Source organism: Chloracidobacterium sp. N (genome assembly GCF_018304765.1).
In the GTDB taxonomy this organism is placed as follows: Bacteria; Acidobacteriota; Blastocatellia; order Chloracidobacteriales; family Chloracidobacteriaceae; genus Chloracidobacterium; species Chloracidobacterium aggregatum.
Map to the genome: position 1 here is coordinate 92,754 of NZ_CP072643.1, position 25,272 is coordinate 118,025.

General features: G+C 61.3%; 23 protein-coding genes. 10 read left to right on the plus strand and 13 right to left on the minus strand.

Going from position 1 to position 25,272, the window contains the following annotated elements; genetic code table 11:
* Genes argC through J8C05_RS11540 form a run of 10 tightly spaced genes read left to right on the plus strand, consistent with a single transcriptional unit; the run spans nucleotide 1 to nucleotide 10,216 of the window.
* Complete coding sequence (gene argC, locus J8C05_RS11495) at nucleotides 1-1,038, plus strand: N-acetyl-gamma-glutamyl-phosphate reductase (protein ID WP_211423684.1); 1,038 nt, start codon at nucleotides 1-3, stop codon at nucleotides 1,036-1,038.
* Complete coding sequence (locus tag J8C05_RS11500; protein ID WP_211423685.1) at nucleotides 1,035-1,982, plus strand: N-acetylornithine carbamoyltransferase; 948 nt, start codon at nucleotides 1,035-1,037, stop codon at nucleotides 1,980-1,982. Before argC ends, J8C05_RS11500 begins: the two co-directional genes overlap by 4 nt.
* A gap of 6 nt (nucleotides 1,983-1,988) precedes the next feature.
* The gene (gene argB, locus J8C05_RS11505; RefSeq protein WP_211423686.1) at nucleotides 1,989-2,918 is read left to right on the plus strand and encodes an acetylglutamate kinase; all 930 of its coding nucleotides are present in this window, start codon (nucleotides 1,989-1,991) and stop codon (nucleotides 2,916-2,918) included.
* Between the two features lie 14 nt (nucleotides 2,919-2,932).
* A complete protein-coding gene (locus tag J8C05_RS11510) occupies nucleotides 2,933-3,631 on the plus strand; it encodes an FkbM family methyltransferase (RefSeq protein ID WP_246840792.1) in 699 nt (232 codons plus the stop codon).
* Nucleotides 3,632-3,644: 13 nt separating this feature from the next.
* Complete coding sequence (locus J8C05_RS11515) at nucleotides 3,645-4,847, plus strand: glycosyltransferase family 4 protein (RefSeq protein ID WP_211423688.1); 1,203 nt, start codon at nucleotides 3,645-3,647, stop codon at nucleotides 4,845-4,847.
* Between the two features lie 29 nt (nucleotides 4,848-4,876).
* Nucleotides 4,877-6,187 carry a hypothetical protein gene (locus tag J8C05_RS11520; protein ID WP_211423689.1) on the plus strand — a complete coding sequence of 437 codons (1,311 nt, stop codon included), beginning with the start codon at nucleotides 4,877-4,879 and terminating at the stop codon, nucleotides 6,185-6,187.
* Nucleotides 6,188-6,206: 19 nt separating this feature from the next.
* Nucleotides 6,207-7,142, plus strand: coding sequence for an NAD-dependent epimerase/dehydratase family protein (locus J8C05_RS11525; protein WP_211423690.1), 936 nt, complete (start codon nucleotides 6,207-6,209; stop codon nucleotides 7,140-7,142).
* Between the two features lie 16 nt (nucleotides 7,143-7,158).
* Nucleotides 7,159-8,322: a glycosyltransferase gene (locus tag J8C05_RS11530; RefSeq protein ID WP_211423691.1), complete on the plus strand. Its 1,164-nt coding sequence runs from the start codon at nucleotides 7,159-7,161 to the stop codon at nucleotides 8,320-8,322.
* A complete protein-coding gene (locus J8C05_RS11535; protein ID WP_211423692.1) occupies nucleotides 8,319-8,906 on the plus strand; it encodes a WcaF family extracellular polysaccharide biosynthesis acetyltransferase in 588 nt (195 codons plus the stop codon). The genes J8C05_RS11530 and J8C05_RS11535 overlap by 4 nt, the downstream gene beginning before the upstream one ends.
* The gene (locus J8C05_RS11540) at nucleotides 8,903-10,216 is read left to right on the plus strand and encodes a glycosyltransferase family 4 protein (protein ID WP_211423693.1); all 1,314 of its coding nucleotides are present in this window, start codon (nucleotides 8,903-8,905) and stop codon (nucleotides 10,214-10,216) included. The genes J8C05_RS11535 and J8C05_RS11540 overlap by 4 nt, the downstream gene beginning before the upstream one ends.
* A 99-nt stretch (nucleotides 10,217-10,315) precedes the next feature.
* On the opposite strand, the gene J8C05_RS11545 is transcribed toward J8C05_RS11540, so the two are convergent.
* The 13 genes from J8C05_RS11545 to nrfD form a co-directional block, all read right to left on the minus strand.
* A complete protein-coding gene (locus tag J8C05_RS11545) occupies nucleotides 10,316-13,714 on the minus strand; it encodes a TonB-dependent receptor (protein ID WP_211423694.1) in 3,399 nt (1,132 codons plus the stop codon).
* 261 nt (nucleotides 13,715-13,975) lie between these two features.
* Nucleotides 13,976-14,785, minus strand: a complete 810-nt coding sequence (locus J8C05_RS11550; protein WP_014100969.1) for a PhzF family phenazine biosynthesis protein — start codon at nucleotides 14,783-14,785, stop codon at nucleotides 13,976-13,978.
* A gap of 56 nt (nucleotides 14,786-14,841) precedes the next feature.
* Nucleotides 14,842-15,750 carry a heme o synthase gene (cyoE, locus tag J8C05_RS11555; protein ID WP_211423695.1) on the minus strand — a complete coding sequence of 303 codons (909 nt, stop codon included), beginning with the start codon at nucleotides 15,748-15,750 and terminating at the stop codon, nucleotides 14,842-14,844.
* Between the two features lie 44 nt (nucleotides 15,751-15,794).
* Nucleotides 15,795-16,178 (minus strand): cytochrome C oxidase subunit IV family protein, encoded by a 384-nt coding sequence (locus J8C05_RS11560; protein WP_058866102.1) that lies wholly within the window; start codon nucleotides 16,176-16,178, stop codon nucleotides 15,795-15,797.
* Between the two features lie 16 nt (nucleotides 16,179-16,194).
* Nucleotides 16,195-16,872 carry a cytochrome c oxidase subunit 3 family protein gene (locus J8C05_RS11565; protein ID WP_246840793.1) on the minus strand — a complete coding sequence of 226 codons (678 nt, stop codon included), beginning with the start codon at nucleotides 16,870-16,872 and terminating at the stop codon, nucleotides 16,195-16,197.
* Entirely contained in the window at nucleotides 16,865-18,571 is a 1,707-nt protein-coding gene (locus J8C05_RS11570) for a cytochrome c oxidase subunit I (protein ID WP_211423696.1), read from the minus strand. Before J8C05_RS11570 ends, J8C05_RS11565 begins: the two co-directional genes overlap by 8 nt.
* 53 nt (nucleotides 18,572-18,624) lie before the next feature.
* Nucleotides 18,625-19,797 carry a cytochrome c oxidase subunit II gene (gene coxB, locus J8C05_RS11575; RefSeq protein ID WP_246840794.1) on the minus strand — a complete coding sequence of 391 codons (1,173 nt, stop codon included), beginning with the start codon at nucleotides 19,795-19,797 and terminating at the stop codon, nucleotides 18,625-18,627.
* Nucleotides 19,798-19,807: 10 nt separating this feature from the next.
* Entirely contained in the window at nucleotides 19,808-20,698 is an 891-nt protein-coding gene (locus J8C05_RS11580) for an SCO family protein (protein WP_211423697.1), read from the minus strand.
* A gap of 75 nt (nucleotides 20,699-20,773) precedes the next feature.
* Nucleotides 20,774-21,427, minus strand: a complete 654-nt coding sequence (locus J8C05_RS11585; RefSeq protein WP_211423698.1) for a hypothetical protein — start codon at nucleotides 21,425-21,427, stop codon at nucleotides 20,774-20,776.
* Nucleotides 21,414-22,649 carry a hypothetical protein gene (locus J8C05_RS11590; protein WP_211423699.1) on the minus strand — a complete coding sequence of 412 codons (1,236 nt, stop codon included), beginning with the start codon at nucleotides 22,647-22,649 and terminating at the stop codon, nucleotides 21,414-21,416. The genes J8C05_RS11585 and J8C05_RS11590 overlap by 14 nt, the downstream gene beginning before the upstream one ends.
* Nucleotides 22,649-23,314 carry a c-type cytochrome gene (locus tag J8C05_RS11595; protein WP_246840795.1) on the minus strand — a complete coding sequence of 222 codons (666 nt, stop codon included), beginning with the start codon at nucleotides 23,312-23,314 and terminating at the stop codon, nucleotides 22,649-22,651. Before J8C05_RS11595 ends, J8C05_RS11590 begins: the two co-directional genes overlap by 1 nt.
* Entirely contained in the window at nucleotides 23,298-23,846 is a 549-nt protein-coding gene (locus tag J8C05_RS11600) for a DUF3341 domain-containing protein (protein ID WP_211423700.1), read from the minus strand. The genes J8C05_RS11595 and J8C05_RS11600 overlap by 17 nt, the downstream gene beginning before the upstream one ends.
* The gene (nrfD, locus tag J8C05_RS11605; protein WP_211423701.1) at nucleotides 23,843-25,249 is read right to left on the minus strand and encodes an NrfD/PsrC family molybdoenzyme membrane anchor subunit; all 1,407 of its coding nucleotides are present in this window, start codon (nucleotides 25,247-25,249) and stop codon (nucleotides 23,843-23,845) included. Before nrfD ends, J8C05_RS11600 begins: the two co-directional genes overlap by 4 nt.
* Nucleotides 25,250-25,272: the final 23 nt, after the last annotated feature.

Genomic DNA, 25,272 nt, shown 5'->3' on the forward strand with positions numbered 1-25,272 from the left:
ATGGTTGCATCGTCATCCACATCGGCGGCGCGGCGGCGCGTCGCCGTCGTCGGCGCCTCCGGTTACATTGGCGGAGAACTGCTTCGCCTCCTGCTGGCGCACCCACAGGTTGAAGTTGTTGCCATCACCGGGCGGGAAGCGGCTGGCAAACCCTTGGACGCTGTTCATCCCAACCTGACGGGAACGGGTCTGGTGTTTGCTCCGCTAACCGAAACCGGGAGTGCGGAAGTCATCTTTCTGTCCCTGCCCAATGGCGAAGCCATGACGCACATTGACGCGCTTGCCGGAGAGGCGCGCATTGTGGATGCCTCGGCTGATTTCCGGCTGCGTGACCGGTCGGTGTATGACGCAACCTACGGGCGTCCACATGCGGCAGCGGCGTGGCTTTCGCGCTTTGTGTATGGCCTGCCGGAGCTGTTTCGGGCAGACCTCTGTCGGGCGCACTACGTAGCGGCGCCGGGCTGTTTCGCCACAGCGGTCACTCTGGCTTTGTACCCACTCGTTGCTGCCGGTTGGCTGGAACAGGCTTTTGTCAACGGTGTCACTGGCTCTTCGGGAGCGGGGGCCAGCCCACGGGCCACGACGCACCATCCGTTCCGGGCGGACGCCCTGTTTGCCTACGAGCCGTTCACCCATCGGCACGTGCCCGAAATTGCCCAGGCCCTGCGGCTCAAAACCGGACAGGAAGTTGACTTTGTCTTCCAGCCGCACTCCGGCCCGTTTGTGCGGGGGATTCTCGTCACCGTCTATGCCCGGTTGCGCCAGAGCCTTTCACCCGAAGGGCTGCACCGGCTCTACGCGGAACACTATGCCGACGCGCCTTTCATCCGCCTGCGTGAGACACCGCCCAACATCAAGTGGGTTGGTGGGACGAACTACTGTGACCTTGGGCTGGCCGTCCGTGGGCAAACGGCCATCGTCTGGGCGGCGCTGGACAATGTCATCAAAGGCGGCGGCGGGCAGGCGCTCCAGTGCTTCAACCTCATGCATGGTCTGCCTGAAACGCTCGGTCTGACCGCTTTTGCGTGCAATCCATGAGACACTTCATCAACACCGGGGACTATGACCGCGCCACACTCGAAACCATTTTGACGCATGCCATGACGCACCGTGGTGAGCGTTCAACAGCCCTGAGTGGGCGAACCGTCGCGCTGATGTTCTTTGACAGCTCACTTCGCACCCGCGCCAGTTTTGCCGTCGGTATCGCGCAACTGGGCGGGAACTCCGTCACCTTCGAGGTCGGGCGCGGAACCTGGAATCTGGAATACCAGGAAGGCGTCATCATGGATGGCGACAAACCGGAGCACATTGCCGACGCCGCGCAGGTGCTTTCGCGCTACTTCGATGTGCTGGCCATCCGTTGTTTCCCGTCCCTGAAGCGGCCCGAAGAGGACGCGGCCGATCCGGTCATCGAGGCCTTCCGGCGGTATGCCACGGTTCCGGTCATCAACCTCGAATCGGCGCTGTACCATCCCTGCCAGGCCATGGCCGACATGCTGACCATCCGGGAGCGTTTCGGGCGGACGGAAGGCGTACGGGTTGCGCTGGCGTGGACGCCACATATCAAGGCGCTGCCCACGGCGGTGCCGAACTCGTTTGCGCTGGTGGCCGCGCAGCTTGGCTGCCGGCTGACCATCGTGGCCCCGCCGGAGTTTCCGCTGCCGGACGTGGTCATGGAGCGTCTCGGTGATGTCGAGGTCGTGCATGACCAGTCGGTGCTGGCCCGGCAGGATGTGGTCTATGCCAAGTCCTGGGCGTCGCTGGTGAATTACGGCGCACCGCCGCCAGCACGCTATCGGGACTGGATACTGACACCGGAAAAACTCGGTTCAGCGCGGTTTCTGCACTGCCTGCCGCTGCGGCGCAACGTCGAGGTGACAGACGCGGTGCTGGCATCGGCACAAAACGATTGTTACGACGAAGCCGAAAACCGGCTGCACGTTCAGAAATCCATTTTGCAGTTTTGTTTGCATCTGATTTGACGGCCTATGGGATTTGACGCCAATGTGCTGCGGGAAGCCCTCCCGTACATCAATCGTTTCAAGGGAAAGACCTTCATCGTCAAGTTTGGCGGCAAGGTTGCCGCAGAGGAAGACACCCTCGATTCGTTTTGTGAAGAACTGGCGCTGTGCGCCCAGATTGGGATTCGCGTCGTGGCCGTACACGGCGGTGGGGTGCAGGCCAATGAATTGAGCCAGCAGCTTGGCATCAAGCCGAAGACCATCAACGGCCGGCGTATCACGGACGAGCGCGCCCTCGATGTGGTCAAGATGGTTTTTGGCGGCAAGGTCAACGTCGAAATCCTCGGCGCGCTGCGCCAGGCCGGCGTTCCCGCCGTCGGGTTGAGTGGGGTGGACGGCAACATCCTGACGGCACGCAAGCGCCCGCCGCAGGTGGTCGTCAATCTGGAAACCGGCAAGCCGCAGACGGTGGATTATGGCTACGTCGGCGAAATTCTGGATGTGGACACCCGGCTGCTTGACACCCTCATCGAGAAGGATTTTGTTCCGGTCATGGCATCGCTGGCTGCCGATGAGGATGGCGACATCTACAATGTCAATGCCGATACCGTGGCGGCTGTCATTGCGGCGGAGATGCGGGCTGAAAAACTGGTTCTGGCGACCAACGTGGATGGTGTGCTGGATGAGCACGGGCAGCGCATCAGCCGCCTGACGCTGCGGCAAGCCGCCGCCATGATGGACGCCGGAAAGGTGGCCGGTGGCATGCTGCCGAAACTTGAAGCTGCGGCGCGCGCCCTGCGTGCCGGAGTCAACTCAGTGCACGTCATCAACGGCATGAAAGCCGGGGCGCTGCTCCGGGAGATTTTCACGGAAGAAGGGGATGGGACGATGATCACTGTCAACGGCGAGAATGGAGTGGCAAGCCGCCCGCCGGCTTTGTCCCGTCGGCAGCCATGACGTTGCTGGCCCTTTTGACGAAACAGACGCCGACACCCGTGACGATTCTGGCCGGGCCCTTTCGCGGGGCGCGGCTCATTCTCAATCCGGCCCACTCCAAGCGAAAAATCCTGGGCGCTTATGAGCATGTACTCAATCCGTGGCTGAAGGCGGCGTTGCGGCAGGTGGATGTGATCTGGGATGTCGGTGCCAATGATGGCTATTTCACTTACGGATGCGCCGCCGCCATTCTGGGGCAGGGCCGCCGCCCGCATATTGTGGCTTTTGAGCCGGGAATAGACGATACGCCGTCTCTGGCAGAACAACTCACCGGCCCTGCCCAACGGTGGGCTGCCGCCTATGCTGGCGCGACGTTTGAGTTCCTGCCGTTGTACGTCGGGGCCCGAAACGACGGCGTGACCGTCACGCTGGATGCCGCTTTGGATGCCCGGCCGGCGCTGGCCGGACGGGCGGCATTGGTCAAGGTGGATGTCGAAGGCGCTGAAGTGGACGTGCTCGACGGCGCCCGGCGGTTGTTGACCGCACCGGTGCAGTGGCTGGTGGAAGTCCATGGCGAGCACCTGCTGGAGCCGGTCCTGAGCCGGCTGCGGGCAGCGGGCCGGACGGTGGATGTTCACCCGTTGCGTCCCCATTGGCTGTTCGGCCCGGAGGCACGCACGATTCCCACCTGCTGGGTGACGACACGCCTCCCGTCGCCGACTTCCAGCGAGTGAACTCCGCCAAACGATGAAGGTTCTGCTTGCCCATCCCGGAACGCAGCATGCCTTCCAGCTTGCCCGGCAGTTGGCACGGCTGGGGATGCTGGAGGGGTTCTGGACGGGGTTGGCGCTGCGCGAGGAAGCCTGGTGGGTCCGGCAACTGACGCAGGTGGGAGGCGTCCGGGAACGACTGGGCAACCGGCTGCTGTCGGGCGTGGCGCGCCGGCATCTTCATCTGCGCCCGTGGCGTGAGCTGGCGGCGCTGTGGGCGCTCCGGCAGGGAGCGCCGGCGCTGGAGGTTTTTCTGCGCCGCAACCAGCATTTTCAGGAAAGCATCCCCACGGCGGCGCTGCGCGCGGTGGATGTGGTCATTGGTTTTGATACGTCCTCGTGGATGCTGGCCGAGCGGTGTCGTGACCTGGGCCGGCGGTTCATCCTTGACCAGAGCATTGCCCATCCCCTGTGGAAAAAATGGGTTTTTGAAACCGTCGCCGCACGCTATCCCGACTGGCGCGAAAGCCTTGTGCCGCCGCTGCCGGCAATGCTGGCCCACGAAGCGCAGGAACATGCCCTGGCCGACACTATTGTGGTGGCGAGCAGCTTTACCACCCGGTCGCTTGTCGCTCATGGGGTTCCCGTGGAGCGGATTGTCTGTAACCCGTATGGTGTTGACTTGGAGGCCTTCACGCCGCGTCCGCCGCCGGAGGCCGGCCGCCCCTTTCGCTTCCTGTTTCTTGGTTCGGTGACGGCCCGCAAGGGTGTTCCGCTGCTCCTGGAAGTCTGGGAAAAGCTGGCTCCACGGCACGCCGAATTGTGGCTGGTGGGGCCGGTTGCACCGGAGGTGCAGCCGCATATTCCCGATTTGCCGGGGCTGAAGGTCATGGGCAAGCGTCCGCACCGCGACCTGCCGGACATCATCCGGTCGTGTGACGTGCTGGTGTTTCCAAGTTACTTCGAGGGCTTTGGGCTGGTTGTTTTGGAAGCCATGGCCTGCGGCGTCCCAGTGATTGCCTCAGATGCCACGGTTGGCCCCGACCTGATTGAAGACGGTGTGGATGGCTGGCTGATGATGGCCGGCGATGCTGCGCGGTTACAGGCGTTGATGGAAACGGCGCTGTCTCAGCCGGACAAAACCTTCGATATGGGACGACTGGCGCGCCAGCGCGTCGCGGCGTACACTTGGGACGCCTACGGCATCCGTTGGAAAACATTGCTCGAAACCGCCCGCTGACCGGGCCCTGCTGCCGGTGGACATGCCCTATGGATACGCTTTTCCCGCTCATCGTCCTCATCCAGACGGCGCTGCTGGTTTTTGCCGGCGTGTGGTTCTTCCGAAGGAACGATGAAGTTCCGTTGATGATCGCCGGGCTGACGATGTTTTTCAGCTCATACCGGTATTTTGCTGTGACCCAGGGGTGGGGGGAATGGATAGAGACGGTCTATACCTTTGGCTTACCGCCCATCACCGACGAGGATGCCCTGGAGGTTCTGCCGTTCATCGCCTTTGGGGAATTCGTCCTGATGGCAACCTACTGCGCCCGCATGCGGCGGAAACTGCCGGTGGTGGCGGCGGAAGGTCTCCAGCGGCTGCCGCCACGCACGGTGTCATCCCTGCTTGCCTTGGGCATTGTGTTTTTCTTTCTGAGCGAGTATGCCCGCAGTGCCGCCTTCAATCTGACGAGCAGCAGCTACGTCTTTCTGTTTCCGCTCACCCTGATTGGGGTGGCGACCCTGTTGGTGGCGGCATGGCGCTTTGGGGCGCTGCACACCCCCTTTCAGAAGGGCGTCTGCCTGCTCATTGTGGTGGCAGCAGCCTACAACAACTTTGGTGCTTTCCTGCGGTTTCAGTTTGTAGGTTTGGTCATCGGGATTGCTGTGGCGCTTTCGGTGTTTTACGTCCCACGGAAACGGGCTGTCGCCTTGCTGCTGGGGGCGATCGTCGCCGTGATAGCCTTTAGTCTGGCGGGAGCTGTCCGGCAGGCTGACAACGTCAACGACAAGGCAGCAGCTTTCCAGCATACGGGCACATCTTGGGAGCGGCTGGTCGCGGGGGAAGACGCCAACATGCTGGATGGATTTGCCATCGTCCGTTTCGTCTATCCCGAACTGATGGATTTCACGCTGGGCACGGAGCACCTCGAAGTGCTGACCCGTCCGATTCCACGGGAACTCTGGCCCGACAAGCCGGTGGGCGGATATGTCAACAAGCTTGGTCTGCGCGATGCATCGCAGGGGATACTGGGGATTTCCCAGTCCATCTACGGTTCGTTCTACGGTGAAGGGGGCGTCATCGGGATTGCTGTCTTTGCGGTGCTCTACGGTTTGGGTCTGGCTGCCATAACGGAATGGATGACCACACTGCACCCGTTCTTGTACAGCGTGCTGCGTGGATTGTTTGTGGCGTGGATGATCCCGCTCCTGCGGGGCGGTGACCTGCCGGGCATCTATGCCTGGCTGGGGATGTCTTCCCTGACGGTGTTGATGTTTGCCTGGTCGAACCGCCGGCTGCTGAAACAGGTGAACCAACCGGCCCCCTGGCCCGGGCCACGGCCGATTCCCATCCGGGCCTGAAGCCGGACAGATGAGTGCCATGGCAACGATTCTGGTCACGGGCGGCAATGGCTTCATCGGCTCCCATCTGGTTGACCGCCTGGCCGGGCAGGCCCCGGTCATTGTCTTTGACCGCCGGGAGCGCCGCTATGACCCGCCGCCGCCGGGAGTGCGGAGCGTGGCGGGGAGCCTGTCTGACCGCGACCTCGTGCGCAATGTCCTGACGGAGTTTGGCGTTGAGACGGTGTATCATCTCGCCTGGAGTTCGATTCACGAGACGGCGACCCGCCATCCGGTTGCCGACATCGAATCAAACCTCATGCCCACGGTACAGCTTCTCGACGCCTGTCGGGAAGCCGGTGTACGGCGGGTGGTGTATGTCTCCTCCGGCGGCACGGTGTATGGAATGCCCCGCGCCGGAACCATTACGGAAGACCATCCCACGCAGCCCATCAATGCCTATGGGGTGACGAAGCTGACCGTTGAGAAATACCTTGGGGCCTACCACCACCTTTACGGTCTGGAATATGTCATCTTCCGTCCTTCGGTGCCCTATGGGCCGCGTCAGAATCCACTCGGCCGGCAGGGGGCTGTGGCCGTCTTTCTGTATCGTGCCCTGCGGGGAGAACCGGTTGTCATCTTTGGTGATGGGCAAACCAGCCGCGACTTCTTTTTCGTCTCCGATATGCTGGAGCCGCTGGTGCAGGCCCGGAGCGGTGCGGTGGGGGTCAATGGAGTGTTCAATCTGGGCGGCGGACGCGCCTACAGCCTGAATGAACTCGTGGCCACGATTGAATCGGTCATCGGGCGGTCCGTGACGGTCCGCCACGAGCCAGCGCGCCGCATTGATGCTCCATCCATCTGCCTTGACTGCGAGGCTACCCGACGCACGTTTGGCTGGCACCCTGTAACCTCACTGCAAGCGGGCATCGCGCAGACAGCCGCCTGGATGCAGGCCGCAACGCTGGTGCCTTGAAGGACTGGAGTCCGGCATGCGGGTTTTGTATGTCGTCCCTTATTTGGGCGCCAAGTACGGTGGGATTGCGAAAGTCGTGACCGGGATTGCCCAGGCCGTCGGACGCGCCGGCGCACAGGCGGACATCATCACCACCGATGCCGACGGTGAGCAGCGGCAGGCGGTCGTCCACCACACCTGGATTTCCGAAGACGGTTATCGCGTCATGTACTTCCCCTGCTGGCATCGCCAAGACTTCATCCTCAGTCGGCCGCTCGTCCGGTGGTTTAGGCAGCATGGGCAGGCGTATGATCTCGTCCACACGCATTCCATCTTTGCGCCGCTCATTGCCGCAGTACAGTGGCAGTGCCGGCAGCACGGGTGGCCATACGTCACCACGCCGCACGGCATGCTTGAGCCATGGGCGCTGGCCTACAAGGCGTGGAAAAAGCGCACCTACTATGCCTTGGTGGAGCGTCCGGCGCTGCGCGGCGCCCGGCTCATTCAGGCCACGGCTTCACGGGAAGCCGAGCACATTCAGGCGCTTGGCCTGGAGACACCGATTGAACTCATCCCCAACGGGTTACACCGTGCCGAGTTTGAGACGCTGCCTGCCCGCGAGGTGTTCTATGCGGCTTATCCGGCGCTGCGCGACAAACGGCTTCTGCTGTTTTTTGGGCGCATCGATCCCAAAAAGGGGCTTGATCTGCTGGCGCCGGCCTTTGCCCGGATACACGCCAAATACCCGGACACCCACCTGTTGGTGGTGGGACAGGACAACATCGGCTTTCTCCCACGGGCAAAGGAGTTTTTTGCCGCGGCCGGGTGTCTGGAGTCCGTCACCTTTGCCGGCTGGATGAGCGGGCCGCTACTCTATGCCATGCTGCGCAGCGTTGAACTCCACATCGCGCCTTCCTACTCCGAGGGCTTCAGCATGGGCATTCTGATGTGTCTGGCCGCGGGCGCGCCGACCATCATGACGGATGGCTGCAACTTCCCGGAGGCTGGCGCGGCTGGCGCGGCCTGTATCGTTGAGTGTTCCGTGGAGTCCATTGCGCAGGCGCTCGACCGCTATCTGGGTGATCCGGCCGCCGCCCGGACAATGGGTGCCCGCGGAAGAGCCTTTATTCTTGACCACTACACTTGGGAACGGGTGGCACAAAAACTGCTGGCAACGTACGAGCGCATCCTGGCGACATGACGAAGGTTGATCTTTCCCGTTTTGACAATGCCTGGTACCGGCCCGGCCCGGTGTTCAAGCGTGTGCTGTGGATGCTGGTCAATGCCTGGATTTTCAAGTCTGACCTGCCCTATCCCTCGGCGCTGAAGGTGGCCCTGCTCCGGCTGTTCGGCGCGCGGGTGGGGCAGGGCGTGGTCATCAAACCGAACGTCAACATCAAGTACCCGTGGTTTCTCTCGATTGGCGACTTTACCTGGATTGGTGAAGGTGCGTGGATTGACAACTTGGCTCAGGTGACAATTGGTGCCCATGCCTGTATTTCACAGGGGGCATACCTGCTGACCGGCAACCACGACTACACCTCGCCTTCCTTCGACCTGATGGTGGGGCCGATTGTCATCACGGATGGGGCCTGGATCGGCGCCAAAAGCATCGTGCTGCCGGGAACCGAGATTGCCAGTCACGTCGTCGTTGCGGCGGGCAGTGTCATCGGCGGCAAAACCGAGCCATACAGCATCTATCGCGGATGTCCGGCGCAGTGGGTGCGGCAGCGGGTGCTTCGCACGACAGAGCCATCTGTCGCCCAGGTGTCGCAACCGTCATGACACGCCACCGGGAGACCGTCCCTTCCACTTCGGAAAGGTTGCCCACTTCAGCGCCGTCGGCCACACCGGCGCCGCGTCTGCTCATTCTGACCCACTACTTTTATCCTGAAACGGCCGCGGTGGCGCAGTTCACCACCGAAATTGCCCAGGACTTCGCCCGGCGTGGTGGTGAGGTCATGGTGGTGACGAGCCGCGCGCCATACCAGCGGGATGCTCAGCCGTTACCGGCCCATGACCGGCTGGGGGCAATCCGCATCCGCCGGGTGCTGGGTACCCGTTTTGACAAGCGTCGTCTGTGGGGCCGGCTGCTCAACCTGGCGACCTTCGTCGCCGGGGCTGCCATCGAGACGACCGTGGGTTTTCGGGGATATGACGTACTGCTGGTGTGCAATGCGCCACTACTTGGCCTCGTCGGGTGGCTGGGATGGATGATGCAGCGCCGTCCCTATGTCTGCGTTGTCGAGGACATCTATCCTGATCTGGCCGTACGGTTCGGGGTCCTGAAGGAACATTCTCTGGTGCGGCGGTTGTGGGATGCCGTCAACGCCCTGGTCTATGACGGGGCGGCGGCGGTCATTACGCTGGGCAATCGCATGCGCGTGACGCTTGAAGCCACCCATGCCCGTTCCAGAGGGCGTTTCCTGCCGGTGCGTGTCATCCCCAGTTGGGCGGATGGAACGGCCATTCATCCCCGCCCAAAGGCGGAAAATCCCTTTGCGCTGGAACACGGCACTCATGACCGGCTCACCGTGCTGTATTCCGGGAACATGGGACTGGCGCATGACCTGGAAACCGTTCTGGCTGCCGCTGACGCCCTGCGTCATGATCCGCGGTTTTTCTTCCTCTTCATCGGCGACGGGGGCAAACGGGCCCGCCTCGTCGGGATCGCCGCGGACAAACAGTTACCCAACGTGAAGTTTTTACCCTACCAGCCGGTGGAACGGCTGCCCCTGTCGCTGACCTGCGCCGATCTTTCGGTGGTGACGATGGAACCGGCGGCCGAAGGTCTTATCATTCCCAGCAAAATCTATGGTTCGCTCGCCGCCGGACAGGCCATTCTCGCACTGGTCGGTGAGCATACCGAGGTGGCTGACATCATTCAGGCGCATGCCTGTGGTGTTCGCATTGCACCAGGTGACGTGGCGGCACTGGTCGCTGCGCTGCGCCGGCTGGCCGACGAGCCGGAGTCTTTGACCGCCATGCAGCGCCGCGCCCGTGAATGCTTTGAGCAGCATTTTCGGCGCGAACTGGCACTTGATGCCTACTGGGAGGTCGTCACGTCCGCGATGCGTACCCGCCCAGCACACTGACGCCTTGCTGGAAAGCCAAAGAGACAAAGCCGAAAGCCAAAGAAAAAAGCGGCAGCGCTGCTGCGCTGCCGCCGGGAAAGCCAACTGTAGCTACCTGGTTTAGAACTGATACCGCACGCCAACCTGGAACTGGAACACCGAGTTCCCCAGCGTGTTGTTGAGCAGAAGCTGCCCAAGCCGCGGGCTGTTCAGGTTGCGCTCCCGGAGGGACAGGAAGTTCGGGTTGAGCGGCACATTCGCCTGCGGAATACCACAGTTGCGTTGCGCAGCGATCAGGGCATTGCCCGTCAATCCGGCAAAGTTGCACAGACTCGTCACCGCGGCGCCGCTGTATTGCAGTCCCATGAGGTTGAACAGGTTGAAGAACTCACCCGAAATCGTGACATCCTGGGATTCGGTGATCTTGAAACGCTTCTGCAGGCGCAGGTCAACGTTGTAGACCGGGCGGTTGCGGAACGCATTGCGCGGGAACGGCTGGCCGGGCGCGCGGTACGGCCGGTCGAGCTGTCCGCCCGACCCGGCACCGAGCGTTCCGTCACGGTTGACGTCGGCTGAGCCGCCGCCAATGTTGCCTACGATGCCATCAACGGGGAAGGCCGACTGCAACCGCACCACGCTTGACACTTCAAACCCATAGGGCAGGAAGATGACCGGGTTGACGACAAACAGGTGCCGCCGGTCAATGTTGGAGAAGCCACGCTCGGCACGCAGGTCAAACGAGTTGGCCGGGAACGACCCGCCAGCTTCACGTTCGTTGTCATCGTCCGAGACATTGTCCGAGAGCGTGTAGAAAGCCGAGAATTGACCCCACCGCCGCTCGAACTTCGCCCGCAGCACCATGGCGCGGTAGAGCGACCGGGCCGTGGATTCACGCACGGTCAACTGCCCGACACCGAGGTTGGGGCGGGTGGCAAAGGGCGCCACCGTCGGGTTGAAAATCGGACGCAGCGAGATGTCGCCCGGAATGTTATCCGGGTTGATGCGCGGGGCCGGAAGGTTCAACTGCCGGTTCCGCTGCAGGTACACCGTGTTGATGAGCGAAAAGTCCACACCGAACGTCAGCCCACGCGCCACTTGGTATTCATACCCGAAGTTGGCCTGGACGGAACGTGGGTTGCGGAAGTCTTCCGAAATAAAGAGCGGGGCCGCCGCTGCCGAAAGTGAAAACGGCGTGGCACCGGCCGGGAGGAACTGGTTGAGCACATTGGCAATCTGGGTGAGCTGCGCCGGTGTGACCGTCGGCAGCGCCCCAAGCTGGAAGTTGTTGAGGTTGATGCCAGCCAGCAGGAACTGCCGGAACACGGTGTTCGGTGCCGCGCCCGTACCCATAACGGCCCGGTATCCAGCCGTTGCTGGCGAGGCGTCAAACGCCGTCTGGTTGAATCCGGCTGGCAGGGTGAAGGGGATCTGTGCCGACAGGTTACCCGGCGGAATGCGGAAGTTGTTGGTGGCATCGGCAAACAGCAGCAGGGGCGTCGTGGCGTAGTAAATACCACCATTGGCGCGGAAAACTGACTTCCCGTTGTTGAACGGGTCCCACGCAATACCCAACCGTGGGGCGTACTGGTTGGTCACGTCTGGAATCTGGGTGGGATTGCGCCGCAGTCCGGGAACGTCAATCGGATACTGCACGCTGCGGACAATGTTGACGAGGTTCGTATTGTTGGCCGCCGGGGTGGGGTTGTATTGCCCTTCCCAGCGCAGCCCGTAGTTGAGCGTGAAGTTGGGGCGAATCCGCCACGAGTCCTGACCAAAGAAGGCCAACTGATGGACAGTGTATTCGGTGAACCGGTTGCCAATCTGCACCGTGTAGTTGGCGGCGACGTCAAACCGTCCACGCTGGGCTGTCGGCGGCGCGCTAGGTGGCACGACCGGCACCTGGACGCCGTTGATAACGGCCAAGGTCGTATTAGCCCCGATCAGCGAGTAGTTGCCAAACTGGTTGAAACCAAACAACTGGTTGGCAAACACGCGGCTGTACTCAAAGCCGAATTTCATTGTGTGGTTGCCGGCCAGCACTGTCAGGTTGTTGACGAACTGCGTCCGCGTGTCGTACTGCGTGGTTGGCAGGAAGGCGACGGCCCCAACATTACCAATGAAGCTGTTGAATGTTGGACGGCTGGAGTTGGAGCCACGTGGGCGGTCTTCCCGCGCAAACTGGAAGCGGAACTCATTGAACAGGCTCGGTGTGAGCGTGCTGTAGAGCGACACCACGCCAATGTTGTTGCGGTTGCGCTCCGCACCGTTGTTTGCCAGGGAGCTGTTGGTTGTCGGGAAAATTTGCGGGCCGTTGGAGTTGGCATTCAAGGCGCGGTTATAACTGAAGTTATAACGCACCGTCAGAAGGTTCTTGCTGGTGATCTGCCAGTCCAACCGCAGGAGTGGGGCCCAGGCATCGTTGGTTTGTTCAAAATTCCCCTGCTCGCTGACATAGAAGTCATACACAGCCCGCTGTGAAGGCGTCAACGTGGCTGGATTGACCAGCGCCAGGTTGGGGAAGGCCGTGCTGCGCGTCTGGCGCAGCCGTTGCTGCTCATAAGCAAAGAAGAAGAAAAACTTGTTCTTGACGATGGGGCCGCCAACGGAGCCGCCAAACTGCTGCTGCGTCGGCGCGGCATTGATTTTGCCCGTGATGCCCTGCGCGACAAACTGGGCTTCCTGTGCCCGGAAGAAGTCATTGGTACGGGCGGCTTCCTGCGGGCGGATCAGGTAAAACGCCGTGCCGTGGAATTCATTGGTGCCGCTCTTGGTGACGGCATTGACTGTTCCGCCCGTGGAGCGTCCGAACTCGGCTGAATAGCCGGCTGAAACCACCTGGAACTCCCGGATGGATTCCTGCGGGATGGTGAAGGCGGAATTCGAGCGTTCGCCGCCGCGGATGCCACCGAAAAACGGCTGGTTGTAGTCCATGCCGTCCACGTTGACGTTGGCGCCGTAAATCCCGCGCTGTCCCGAAAGGGAAATCTGCTGCCGGCGCGGCTCAACCTGGGCATTGGGCGACAGGGTGACGAAATCCTGGAAGCGCCGCCCGTTGATGGGCAGGTTTTGAATGGCCGTCGAGTTCTGGATGGCGTCGGCCTCGCTGCGGGTCGTCTGGATGCTGACCCCGCTGGCCGTCACCTCGATGACTTCACCGGTAACGGCTTCCACGCCGAGCGTCAGGTTGACGTTGAGCGTCCGCCCGACGATGACCGTGGCGTTTTCGACGGTAGTGGAGGCAAAGTTGGTCGCTTCTGCGGTCAGCTTGTAGCTCCCGACCGGTAACTGAACCAGCACATACTCACCGTTGGCTTTGGAGGTCGTCGTTTGTTTGAAACCGGTTTGCGGGTTTTCAGCGGTTATGGTTGCATTGGCGATGGCCGCCCCGGTTTGGTCAATGACGACGCCTGCAATCTGTCCGGTCGTGGCTTGTGCCTGGGCCCAGGCTGGTCCTGAAAAGCCGAAGCACAATGCCACCGTAAGCAGCCAGAGCCGCTTCAGTCGCAAAACATCTCGCATGATGATTCTCCCTTTACACACAGAGGACAGGATAGAACCCAGACGGAGAACGTCGCTCGCACAAAGTCGCTGGACTGCCCGGCAGACCACCGTTGCTCGAAACGCCTTCCGCCATGAGAACCCTTTATTCAAGTTCGTTTGGCGTCATGAGGCCACACGTAACGCCATTATTCGCACTTATGTGAACACAGTGTGAACGAATGGGAAAGTGTTTTGCAATCAATTTTCAGCGTTTCGTCGGTCTTCCTGGACAGGCTTTGGTTAGAAGTGAAAGCTGCCGTGAAGCACGGTGACGGCACGGCCGCCGAGATTGACCCGTGTCCCACGGTCTTCGACGTGGACGATGCCGCCACGCCTGGAAGCCTGGAAGCCGATGAGCCGGGTTTTGCCGAGCTTGGCACTCCAGTAGGGAGCTAGGGAACAGTGCGCTGAACCCGTCACCGGGTCTTCTCCCACACCCTTGGCCGGAGCAAAGAAGCGTGAAACAAAGTCGTGGTCAGGGAGTCCATCCTGCGCTGTCGCCCGGCAGGTGACAATCGTGCCCCACTTGGGCAGGGTCGCCAGCAGGCGCATGTCTGGCTGGATGGAGCGCAGGATGTCTTCGTTCTCGACTTCGACGAGATAGTTCGACTCGCTGGCGCCGACGTAGGCCAGCGGCACGCCCAAGGCGGCAAACAACTCCATCGGTGCCACTGTGGGCGTGACAGGAATGGCGGGAAAATCCATCTCGATGTCGCCATCTGCGTGGCGAACGCAGGTGAGGACACCACTGGCTGTCTGAAAAAGCACCACGTCGTTGGCTGGAACGCGCCCCTGTTCGTAGAGCACGTGGGCGGCAGCCAGGGTCGCGTGGCCGCAGAGCTGGACTTCAGCTTCCGGGGTGAACCACCGTAGCTGCCACCGTCCGTCGGCGTCGGGCAGAACGAAGGCTGTTTCCGACAGGTTCATTTCCAGGGCAATGGACTGCATGAGCGTCCGGTCAAGGGCTTCATCGAGCAGACATACCGCCGCCGGATTGCCCCGGAAGGGTTTGTCCGTGAAAGCGTCCACTACCGTAAGCTGAATGGGCATGGATGATGACTCCCAGGTTGAGATGGGGGAAGCCTGGCTGCTTGTCGCTCAGCGGACTAGAGACGGTTGAGCGTCATCAGCAGGAACAACATGGGAAGATACACCACGGAAGCCCGCAACACCCGTCTGGCGGCCAGATTCGTCCGGGTGCGCGCCAGCACCAGGCAGGACTGAAGGAAAAGCGCGCCGAGCAACAGCGCCCCAGCCAGATATATCCAGCCCGAAAGCCCCAGCCAGAAGGGCAGAAGACTCAGCCCAACGGTAACAAGAGCCGTGATGAGCGTCTGGCGGATGGTACGACGGCCATCGGCTTCAATCACCGGCAGCATCCCGATTCCGGCCCGGCGGTAGTCTTCACGGTACATCCAGGCAATGGCGTAGAAATGCGGGAACTGCCAGAAAAACATGATGGCAAACAGCACCCACGCTTCGAGCGACAGTGAACCGGCAGCCGCCGCCCACCCGACCAGCGGCGGCATGGCACCGGGAAAGGAACCAATCGCCGTCGAAAGCCAGGTGCGCGTTTTGAGCGGGGTGTAAATCCACACGTAGCCGATGGCGGTGGCCAACCCAAGAACAGCCGTCAGCGGGTTGACCGTCGGGCAGAGGTAGGCTTCAGCGCCAATGGTCAGCACCAGACCAAAGAGCAGCGCCTGAAAGGGTGTCACCTTTCCACTGGGAATCGGGCGGGTCGCCGTGCGCCGCATCTGCCCGTCAGCCGGGTGTTCCATCCACTGATTGAGCGCCGCAATCCCGCCGGAGAGCAGGCCGATGCCAAGCATGGCGTGACAGAACCGGGCCCAGTCCACCGGCCCCGGCGTGCCCAGCAGAAAACCAAAGGCGGCAATCAGGACAACCTCAAAGGTAATCCGGGGTTTGGTCAGGGCCCAGTAAGCGGCCAGCCGGTCACGGAGACCCAGGGCCACAACCGGCGTCGGAGAGGCAAGTGCAAGTGATTTCGGCATGACGACCTGTAACAACCGGGAGGGCAAAGCGCCCGGAACACAGCCTACTGCTGTTTCAGTATGGGATCAGGTGAGTAGAGCGAAGGAATCTCATGCGTTTTTTCGCGCGTGAAATAGTCGGCGAAGGTCAGTCCGAACAGCACGATGAGAAAGAAAAACGAACCGATGACGACGGTTCGCGTCAGCCAGGTGCTGTACCGGATGTGCATGAAATACAGAATGATGAGCGCCGCCTTGCCGATGGCAATCGCCAGCGCCACCGGCGTATTGAACGCTCCCAGGTCCATGCTGGCTGTCCAGACCGTAACCACCGTGCCGATGACCAGCGCCACGAGCACGAGAAGATAGGTCGCCGGGGAAATCGTGGGATGGGCATGGCTATGCCCGTTGGCATGGTGTGTGGCTGGCTGTTGTGTCGCCTGTCCCATGGCCGTTGCCTCCGATTCAGTGATGTCCGCCACCGCCCGGCGGCAGGTGTGCCCCAAGCAGGTAGAGCAGGGGGAAAAGGAAAATCCAGACCAGGTCCACGAAGTGCCAGTACAACCCGAACATCTCAACCGGGTTGTAGTATTCCGGGGAATACTTGCCCTGATAAGCCGTGATGAAAATCCAGATGAGCAGGCCCAGCCCAACGATCATGTGCAGGGCGTGCAGACCCGTCATAAAGAAGTAGAGAAAGAAGAACATCTGCGCCCCATTGGCGAGTTCGGGGGCTCCGGTCCACTGGAAGTTGAGGCCCGGCACGTCGTGGTCGAGGTAGTGGTGCTTGTACTCAAAGTATTTGACCACGAGAAACAGCGTCCCAAAGAAGCCGGTTGCCGCCAGGAAGCCCAGCAGACCACCCCGGCGGCCTTTTTCCGCCGAGGAAACGGCAAACACCATGGTCACGCTGCTCACGATGAGAAAGAGCGTGTTGAGACCGCCCATTTTCCAGTCCATGCGTGAGCTGGCCACCATGAAGGCGTCGGGAAACTTGTACCGATAGACGGCATAGGCCGTGAACAGGGCGCCGAACAGCAGGATTTCCGTCGCCAGGAACAGCCACATGCCAATGGTGGCCGATTCCTTCTGCTGCTCGATGGTGTAGAAGTGATGGGCGACAGGGCTGTGTGCGTTAGACAACTTCGGCCTCCCTTCCAGTTCCAGTTGCGGTTGCCGTGGGGGATGCAGGGGGATTCAGTCCGCCGGTGAGCTTGCCGGTCTGTTTGCCAGGCTGCGCCGGGCGCGTCGGGTAGTTGTAGGCTTCTTCGGTGACGATGGGCTGCTCGAGGAAGTTTTCCGGCGGCGGCGGCGAAGTCGTCTCCCATTCCAGTCCCTTGGCGCGCCACGGATTTGACGCCACCTTGCCGTAGCGCAGCGACCAGATGAAGTACACCAGCGGCAACAGGTAGCCCACACCCAGAATGGATGATCCGGCGGTGGACATCACATTCAGCACCTGGAACTCCGGCGCATAGACGTGGTAGCGGCGCGGCATCCCCAGGTAGCCGATGATGAACTGCGGAAAGAACGACAGGTTGAAGCCCACGAACACGATGAGCGCGCTCAGACGGCCCCACCATTCGGGGTACATCCGCCCGAACATCTTGGGCCACCAGTAGTGCAGACCGCCGAAGTAGCCCATCACCGCGCCGCCAACCATGATGAGGTGGAAGTGGGCAATGACGAAGTAGGTGTCGTGCAGGTGCCGGTCAAGCCCCATCGAGGCCAGAAACAGGCCCGTCAAACCGCCAATCGTAAACAGCCCGATGAAGCCCAGGGCATACAGCATCGGGGTATCGTAGGAAACCGAGCCTTTGTACAGCGTAGCCGTCCAGTTGAAGACCTTGACTGCCGAAGGCACGGCCACCAGATAGCTGAGAATGGAAAACAGCATGCCGGCATAGATGGACATGCTGGAGACATACATGTGGTGTCCCCACACGATGAAGCTGAAGATGGCGATCATCAGCGAGGAGACGGCCACGAACTTGTAGCCAAACACCCGCTTCCACGTGAACGCCGAGATCAGTTCACTGACCACACCCAGGCTTGGCAGGATCATGATGTACACCGCCGGGTGCGAGTAGAACCAGAACATGTGCTGGAACAGCACCGGGTCGCCGCCCAGCGCCGGGTCGAAGATGCCCACTTTGGCGAAGCGTTCGGCGGCAATGAGCACCATGGTGATGCCCAGCACCGGCGTCGCCAGCACCTGAATGATGCTCGTGGCATACAGTGACCAGATGAAAAGCGGCAGGCGGAACCAGGTCAGCCCCGGCGCGCGCATCTTGTGAATCGTGACGATGAAGTTGAGACCGGTCAGGATCGAGGAAAACCCGGTGAAGAACACGCCCAGCGTCGCCGCAATCACATGCGTGTTGGCGAAGGTCGTGCTGTACGGCGTATAGAACGTCCACCCCGTATCAATCCCGCCCACGGCCACCACCCACAGGGTAAACAGCGAGCCGATGACGAAGATGTACCAGCTCAGCAGGTTGAGCCTGGGAAAGGCCACGTCCTTGGCGCCAATCATCAGCGGGATGAGGAAATTGCCCAGGGTGGCCGGAATCGAGGGCACGAGGAAGAAGAAAATGAGAATCACCCCGTGCAGCGTGAAGAACTTGTTGTACGTATCCGCTGTGAACATGTCCGCCTGGGGCGTCAGCAGTTCGAGCCGGATGAGCAGCGCGAAGAAGCCGCCAAGGAAGAACATCAGCGTGATGGAAACCATGTAGAGCAGACCAATCCGCTTGTGGTCGGTCGTGAAGAGCCACGATTTCCACCCGTAGTGGGAGTTCAGATAGTGAATGCGCGGTAGGGAGACGTTTTCTTCAATCATGGTGTCACTCGGTGCGGGCCAGAAAGCTGCCGGCTGGCGGAATCACTTGGGTATCAATTGGGTTTCGGACGGGTCCCTTCTGACGCCGGGGGCGGCGTAGGGACCGCACCAGCGGGTGCCGTGGTCGCCGGAGGTGATGTGCCCGGCGTCATACTGGGTTTGACGTTGCCGGTGGGGAGCGTCTGGTCGGGATTCTGACCGGCCGGGCGCGGGGCCGGCGCCGTCGGCGGCGCCACCGGCTCAAACTGCTCGTACTTCTTGCCCAGGTGTTTGATGTAGGCCACCAACTCGATGATTTGTTCCTCGGTCAGTTGCCCATCGTAGCCGGGCATGATGTTGTCGTAACCGGCAGCAATCTTGACACCGGGTTTGAGGATGGACTCGCGGATGTAGTTTTCGTCCGCGACGATGACCTCGCCGGTCGTAAGCTGGACGTTGCGCCCGTACAGTCCGGGCAGGTAGGGCCCACGGGCTTCGGCATCGCCGGTGTGGCAGCCATTGCAGGCGAGCTTGTTGAACAGCGCCTCGCCGCGCAGTGCCAGCGAGCCGGTCGCCGCCCCGTTGAGCCAAGTTTGGTATTCATGCGGTTCGAGGGCCACGACCGAGCCAATCATGTTGGCGTGTTCCGTGCCGCAATACTGCGAGCAGAACATGTGGTACGTCCCCGGCTTGGTTGCCTCAAACCAGACTTCCGTGTACCGCTTGGGAATCACGTCCATGTGAATCCGAAAGGCTGGCACGAACATGCTGTGGATGACATCTTCCGACACCATGACCAGTTTGACGGGTTTCCCGACGGGGATGTGCAGCATGTTGATCTCACGCTGTCCGTCCGGGTGCTGAAACTTCCACATCCACTGGCGCCCCGTGCAGGCAATTTCCAGCGCGTCTTTCGGAGCTTTGGCATCCGCGAAGTACAGAAAAGCACCCCAGCCGAAAAACGACATGAAAAACAGCGAGGGGATGATGATCCACGCCCACTCCAGTGCAACGGGGACATGGGCCTCTTCCGCCAACTGGTCGGGCGTCCGCCGGCGATATTTGACGGCAAAGTAGAAAATCAGCAGAACAATGGCGATCGAGACGCCGCCGCAGACCGCGAGCATGAAGAAGTACAGGGCATCCACGTTGGGCGCATTCGCCGATGCCTGTTCTGGAAACAGCGGCAGCCGCAGCGCCGCTGCCGTCCAATTGAAGCATGTGGTCAATATGGTCAATGGCATCATGACAACATCCCTATCCGGCATTGGCCGTGGTTGAACCGGCAGCCAGCGCCTGCCGTTCCTTGCGTTCCTGCCACAGGAAATAACCAATCAGGCTGCCGAGCAGCAGCACCGTCAGAACTGCGAAAATCTTGACGGCCGTCAGAATCAGGGGCGTGTAGCGCCCGGTCACGGGGTCGTAGTGGAAGCAGTAGAGCAGAACCTGCTCGACCGGACTGCCGATCTTGCCCTGTGAGGACTGAATGAGCGCGAAGCGCAAGTCATTGGGGCGGTATTCGACGCCGTAGAAGTAGTGTGAAAGCTGGCCCTGGGGGGTGGCGACCATGATGGCGCTGGCGTGCGCATACTGCTGGGTGGCTTCATCCCAGGCGTAACGGAAGCCAAGCGCCGCCGCCAGCCGGGAGACCTCTTCTTCCCGTCCGGTCAGGAAGTGCCAGCCGCCTTCCGTGCCGGGACGGCCGTAACGTTTGAGGTAGCTCTGCTTCTTGCCGGCCGCCAGTTCCGCCGTCTCGCGCGGATCAATGCTCACAATCACCACTTCAAAGTCCTGCCCCGGCATGTAGTGGACTTCGCGCAGGCCCTTGATGATGCCGTTGATGATCTGGGTGCAGAGCATCGGGCAGGTGAAATAGACCGGCGCCAGAATGACCGGCTTATCCGTGAAGTAGGTGCGCAGTGGACGCTCCTGGCCGGTTTCATCCCGCAACTGGACATCGAGAGGAAGCTGTGCGCCCAGGTTCTGCGTGACGCCAATCTGCTTGAGCAGTTCCGGCGACCCGGAGGGCATGCCGGTTTGGCTTGGCATCTCGACCTGCTGCCCGACGCCATACTGGGCCAGCGCTGGCGGTGTGGCCAGCACACATCCCAGGCAGATCAGCCAGACCGTTGCAAAAACATTCTTCATACGAGACCACTCAATCCTTTGAAAAACCAGCCACACCGGTGCCAGCCAGCTCCCGGTCACTCCGGTCAGGCAGCGTCAGTGTGGGCCGCCATGGGGGGCGTCTGTTTTACCGGGCGCTGCCGGCGGCCCGACCGTGGGGGCCATTGTGGGCGGCACTGCCGGCGCGGTTGTCGTTGAAGCCGCCGCCGTCGCCGGGCGCGGCAGCGGCCGCCCGGAGTTGGAATCGCCCGAATGCCGCAGCACTTCTTCCTTGTCGAACAGCGGCATCCCCGTTCCGCCCGGACGATGAACACCCGTGGGCGCATTGAACGGCTGAACCCGGTTGCTGCTGGGCAGACCGCGTTCGAGCGTCAGCTTCATGGCCCGTTCAATGGGGATGTGAACGATGCCTTTTTCCTTCGAGACCCAGCCATAGCTTTTCAGGTGGGCGTCTTCTTTGGCGCGCCATATCCGCATGTCGGCTTCCGGCGATTCCTGAAGCGGCGGTTCGTGATCGTTGATTACCCGTGGCTCCGCTTTGGCGCGTTCCGTCTTTGGCTGGACAACGCGGTGGCCGCGCTCATCCAGGTAGCTGTAGAGCACGTTGATGACCACAGCGCAGCAGATGGTGAAGATGAGGACGGCAATCCCGACGCCGAACACCGCCTTGATGTTGGCGTCGCTTTGCTCAAAACCGACGCCGTTGGGTAACTCATGGTGATCGGATTTGTCGTGCTTAGTGTCCGCCATGGGCAAACGCCTCCTTCATGTTCGGATCGTGCCGGGGAATGAGCGGCCGCTGTTGCAGGTTGCGCAGGTAGAACCACACCCAGATGCCGCCGATGGCCAGCGGGGTGACAATGTCCATCCAGGTCAGGCTGAAGTGCGACAGATGCTCGACGGCGTGGAAACCGTGCCCGGCGTCATACGTCGGCTTGATCCACCAGAACAGGTCCACCATCCGCATGAAGATGATGAAGGCCCCGACGTAGATGAGCGGTTTGCCGGGGTCTTTGACCTGCCGCTGCAACAGGACGGCAAAGGGCAGCATGAAGTGGCCGACCAGCAGGCTGGCCGCCACATAGCCCCAGCCGCCGTTGAGCCGGTTCAGATACCAGGGCGTTTCTTCCGGCAGGTTGCCGGAGTAGGTGATGAGAAACTGGGACAGCGAGGTGTACGTCCACAGCATCGTGAACGCCAGCATGAGGTTGCCGAAGTCGCGGAAGTGCTTGGAGGTAATCAGCCCCTTGAACGGAGGCATATCCGACATCAGGGCCACGAAGGCCACCGTGAAGCAAACTGCCGAAAGCAGGTTGCCCACCATGTTGATGAGCGGATACATCGAGGAAAACCAGTACGGCTCAAGCGACATCAGCCAGTCAATGTTGGAGAACGTCATGGTGATGGCCATCACCAGCAGCCCGGGGCCGCTCAGGTTGCGCAGTTTCTGGGCCAGTTTCTTGTCGCCGCTCTGGTCCTGCTCCAGTGACCAGCGGCTGAGGAAGTACGCCCAGACGAGCCACACCGTGAAGTAGAACACCAAACGCCCCAGGAAAAACGGGATGTTGAGATAGGTCGCCTTCTGGTGCAGGTGATGGTCGGCTTCCACGCGGGCGGTATCCGTCCAGATGTAGAGTTTGTTGAGCAGCACGCCAGCCAGAATCGGCAGGAAAAAAAGCGCCATCAGCCAGATGTTGCGGATGGCAGCTTCCATCGTGCGCCGCCCCAGAATGCCCCAGCCGCCGCCTGTCAGGTACTGAATCATCAGCAGAACCATCGCTCCCAGCGTGACTCCGTTCCAGAAGGTGAACGCGAAGAGGTAGGCGTGCAGGAACTGCCGGAAGTCAAGAACCGCCGCCACAATGGCAAGCCCGGCGCCAACGATACCGATGATGAGCGCCGGCATCTGGAGCTGCCTGACGACCGCCGGCACGGGGGCGTCCCACTGCACTTGCGTCGCTTCGTAGCTCATCAGTGCGTTCCTCCCGAATGTGAGGCCGAAGGTGAAGCGGCCGGTTTGGAAGCTGCCGGAGGGGTTGGCCGGGCATCGAGCTGTGGCCGCTGGTCGGCCGGTACGTCTTCGAGGCGGGCGTTCTGGCTCAACTGCAGGGCCCGGACGTACGCCACGATGGCCCACCGGTCGGAAACCGGAATCTGGTGGGCATGGCCCGGCATGGCGCCATAGCCGTTGGTGATGACGGCAAAGTAGTAACCCACTGATTTTTCACGGGTTTCCGGGTCGTGGAACGAGGGCGGCGGAGAAAACCCGCGCTGGACGATCATGCCGTTTCCGTAACCTGAAAACCCGTGGCACATCGTGCAGTAGATGGTGAACCGTTCCTGTCCCCGTTTGAGGACTTCTTCAGTCACGGGGAAGGGAAAGGTCGTCACGTAGTCGCCGTTTTCCCTGCGCCCCAGAAACACTTCCGGGTCATCGCGCAGAAAACCACGGGCAACCGTCCCGGCCACCAGCGGCCGCGCCGAGGCCCGGTCGTTGAACGTTTCACTCCGCTCCAGGGGGTCATAGCGTGGCTGGTAACTCATCTTCTGCTTGCAGCCGGCGCCGCCGGCCAGAAGCGTCGCCACGATGCCGGCCCAGACGAGGCGCTGCATGGGGCCACTAGTCGTCTTCAACATCGTGAATCTCCATTGGCTTCAGACCTTCGAGAAACCGGTGGACGGCATCGAGGTCGAACTTTGGATCGGCCGACTCAATACAGAGAAAAAAGCGGCTCTGCGTGGCCTGGGAAAAACTTGGCACGTTGAACAGCGGATGGTGCGGTCGGGGCAGCCCGTTGAGCGCCAGCATCGCCAGCACCCCGGTAAAGGCGGCGAATGCCACCGTGCACTCGAAGGTAATCGGGATGAACATCGGCCAGGCGTAGAGCGGCCGGCCGGCAATGTTCATCGGGTAGTGCACCAGGTTGGCGTACACCTGCATGCCAAATCCGACACACGCCCCGGTCAGCCCCGCGAAAAAGACAATCTTTGAAATGGGGTTTTTGTGGTCGTGCATCGCCTCGGCCAGTTCCTCGATGGGGAAGGGCGAATAGGCGTCATACTTGCGATAGCCAGCGTTATGCGTGGCGCGGGCCGCCGCGACCAGCGCCGCCGGTGACTCGAACTCGGCCAACACCCCGTAGTAACGCGGTCGGTTGCTTGGCTTCATGACTTCGCCGCTCCTTTCTCCGGCGTGCCTGTGGCGCCCGGCAGAAGCATCTGCATTTCAGACATCGAAATCATCGGCAGCAGGCGGATGAACAGGAACAGCAGCGTCAGGAAGAAGCCCATCGTGCCGATGTACAGCGTCCAGTCCCAAAACGTCCCGGCGTAGGTGCCCCAGCCGGAGGGCAGGAAGGTCCGGTGGAGGCTGACGACGATGATGACGTACCGCTCCAGCCACATGCCGACACTGACGAACATCGAAATCGCAAACAGCCACCAGGCATTGCGTCGAATCCGCTTCGACCACAGAAACTGCGGCGCGATGATGTTGCACACGATGAGTGCCACATACAGCGCCCAGTAGGGACCGAGGACGCGGTTGTGAACCATGAACTGCTCGTACTCGTTGGCGCTGTACCAGCCGTAGAACAGTTCCATGATGTAGGCGTAGCCCACCATGTTCCCCGTCACGAGCGTAATCAGCCCCATGTTTTCAAGGTGCTTGTCGGTGATGAAGTCTTCCAGCCCATAGACCCAGCGCACCGGGATGGCCAGCGTGAGCACCATGGCAAACCCGGCGTAGATGGCGCCGGCGACGAAGTAGGGCGGGAAAAATGTCGCGTGCCAGCCGGGAATGATCGACACCGCGAAGTCAAAGCTGACGATGGTGTGCACCGACAGCACCAGCGGCGTCGAAAGACCGGCCAGCAGCAGGTAGATGGATTCGTACCGGTGCCAGTGGCGGGCCGAGCCGCGCCAGCCCAGCGAGAAAAAGCCATAGACGGTTTTGGTAAACCAGTTCCGCGCCCGGTCACGCAGGGTCGCCAGGTCGGGAATCAGACCGACGTACCAGAACACGAGTGACACGCTGGCATAGGTTGAGACGGCGAACACGTCCCATTCGAGCGGGCTGCGAAACTGCGGAAAGTACATCCCCATCGTGTTCGGATAGGGAAAGAGAAAGTAGGCATACCACGGCCGCCCCAGGTGCAGCACCGGAAACAGCCCCGCGCAGGCCACGGCAAACAGCGTCATGGCTTCGGCAAAGCGGTTGATGGAGGTGCGCCATTTCTGGTGCAGCAGCAGCAGGATGGCCGAAATAAGCGTTCCGGCGTGGCCGATGCCGATCCACCAGACGAAGTTGATGATGTCGAAACCCCAGCCGACCCGGTTGTTGATGCCCCAGACCCCGACACCCTTGTAGAGGAGGTAGCTGATCGAGCCGAGCATCATCATGAAAATCATGAAGGCAATGCCGAAACCAACCAGCCAGCCGAAGGTCGTTCCCCGCAGCAGGACGATGGCGCTGATCTTTTCGTTGATGCTGGCGTAGGTATGCCCCGGCCCGATGATGGGCAGGCGACTCGTGGGCGACTGAGAGTGTTCAAACGTGTTCGACTCGGACATAGGTCAAGGTCGCTCCTGTGCTT